This is a genomic window from Streptomyces sp. NPDC003032, assembly GCF_053591415.1.
The window spans coordinates 1-2,185 of record NZ_JBSFTT010000115.1 but is presented as its reverse complement, the minus strand read 5'-3'; the positions used below and the strand labels follow the sequence as shown (position 1 = coordinate 2,185).

Annotated in this window: 1 protein-coding gene; it reads left to right on the top strand. The window is 72.6% G+C overall.

Annotated features, from left to right (window positions below):
- Window positions 1-2,185 (top strand): non-ribosomal peptide synthetase (locus tag ACWDZ7_RS42730; RefSeq protein ID WP_451804350.1); only part of this gene is annotated, 2,185 nt, incomplete at both ends.

The window sequence follows — 2,185 nt, the reverse complement described above, 5'->3', positions numbered from 1 at the left end:
CGCATCAGGACGTGCCCTTCGAGCGCCTGGTCGAGGAGTTGAACCCGTCCCGGTCGCTGTCCCGCACACCCCTCTTCCAAGTGATGCTGGCCCTGGACAACGTGCCGGAGCCGGAGTGGCGGCTGCGGGGCATGGAGGTGCGGCCGGTGCCGATGCTCGCGCCCGCCGCCCGGTTCGACCTGGCGGTGACGCTGACCGAGCGGCGTGACCAGCGCGGCGCCCCGGCAGGGCTGGACGGCCAAATCCTGTACGCGACGGACCTGTTCGACGAGGACACGGTCCAGGCACTGGCGCAGCGCTTGGCGCGCGTCCTTGAGCAGGTCGCCGCCGATCCGGGCATCCGGCTCAGTGATGTGGACGTCCTGACGGCGGCCGAACGCTCGCGCGTGGTGGAGCGGTGGAACGACACGGCGACGGCCGGCCGGGAAGCGCTGTTGCCCGAGCTGATCGAGGAGCGGGCGGGCCGTACGCCGGAAGCGCCGGCGGTGCGCTGCGGCAAGGAGATGCTGACCTACGGCGAGTTGGAGGAGCGCGCGAACCGGATCGCCCGCCATCTGGCCGGCCTCGGTGTCGGCCGTGAGTACCGGGTGGCCCTGTGCCTGCCGCGTGGCATCGACATGGTCGTGGGCGAGCTAGCGGTGTGGAAGGCGGGCGGGGCGTTCGTGCCGCTGGACCCGGAGTACCCGGCCGACCGGCTCGCGTTCATGGTCGCCGACAGCCGCGCCGACGTGGTCCTCGCCACCACGGCGACCATGCCTGAGGTGCCCTCGGGGGCGCCGGACGCGGCCGGGGCCGCTCGGCTGGTGCTGCTCGACGCGCCGGAGACCGTGGCCGCGCTGGCCACGCAGTCCACGGCACCGCTGGGCGTGACCGCCCGGCCGGACCAACTCGCCTACGTCATCTACACCTCGGGGTCCACGGGCAACCCGAAGGGCGTCGCGGTGGCCCACCGCGGGGTGGCGAACCTGGCCGAGGTGATGCGTCCCGCCCTGGGCGTGGCCGAAGGGACAGTGGTCCTGCAGTTCGCGTCGTTCAGCTTCGACGCGGCGGTGCTGGACGTGGCGGTCACGCTGGCCGGCGGCGGAACGCTGGCCATCGCCTCGGCCGAAGAGCGCGCCGAACCCCGAGCACTGGCACGCATGATCGGCGACACCGGCGTGAGCACGGCCAGCGTGGTGCCCTCACTCCTCGGCGTGCTGGACCCGGCCGCCGTACCCGACGTGCGGAACTGGGTCCTCGGCGCGGAGTTGCTCACCGCGGACCTGGCGAGCCGATGGACCTCCCAGGCCCGGGTGTGGAACACGTACGGCCCGACCGAGGCGACCGTGATGGCCACCGTCGGACCGGTGGACGCCGGGATCACGCCGAGCGACGGGCCCCCGCCGATCGGCCGCCCGCTGGGAAATGTCAAGACCTACGTCCTGGACGAGTTCCTGCGCCCGGTACCCCCAGGGGTGGCGGGTGAGGCGTACGTCGCGGGTCCGGGTGTGGCGCGCGGCTATGTCGGGCGACCGGGGCCGACGGCGGAGCGGTTCGTGGCGTGCCCGTTCGGTGACGGCGGGCGGATGTACCGGACGGGTGACCTGGCCCGGTGGACCAGCGACGGTGAGCTGGGGTTCACGGGGAGGGCGGACGAACAGGTGAAGATCCGTGGGTTCCGGGTGGAGCCGGGCGAGGTCGAGGCCGTGGTCGCCGGGCACGAGTCGGTGGGCCAGGTGGCGGTGATCGCGCGGGAGGACCGGCCCGGAGACAAGCGCCTGGTCGCCTATGTCGTGCCTGCCATGTCCGATGCGCCTGCTGAGGGCTTCGACGTGGCCGCGCTGAGGGAGTTCACCGGCGCCCGGCTGCCGGAGTTCATGGTCCCGTCGGCCGTCGTGGTCCTGGACGTGCTGCCGCTGACGGTGAACGGAAAGCTGGATCGTGCCGCACTGCCCGCACCCGACTTCACCGCCCGGACGTCCGGGCGCGAGCCGCGTACGCAGACCGAGGAGATCCTGTGCGGCCTCTTCGCCGAGGTGCTCGGTCTTGAGTGGGTCGGGGCCGAGGACGGCTTCTTCGATCTGGGCGGTGACTCGCTGCTGGCGATGCGCCTGATCTCCCGTGTGCGTGCGGTGCTTGATGTGGAGGTGGGGATCGGTGAGTTGTTCGGTGCGCCGACGGTGGCGGGGTTGGCGCGGCTTGTGCG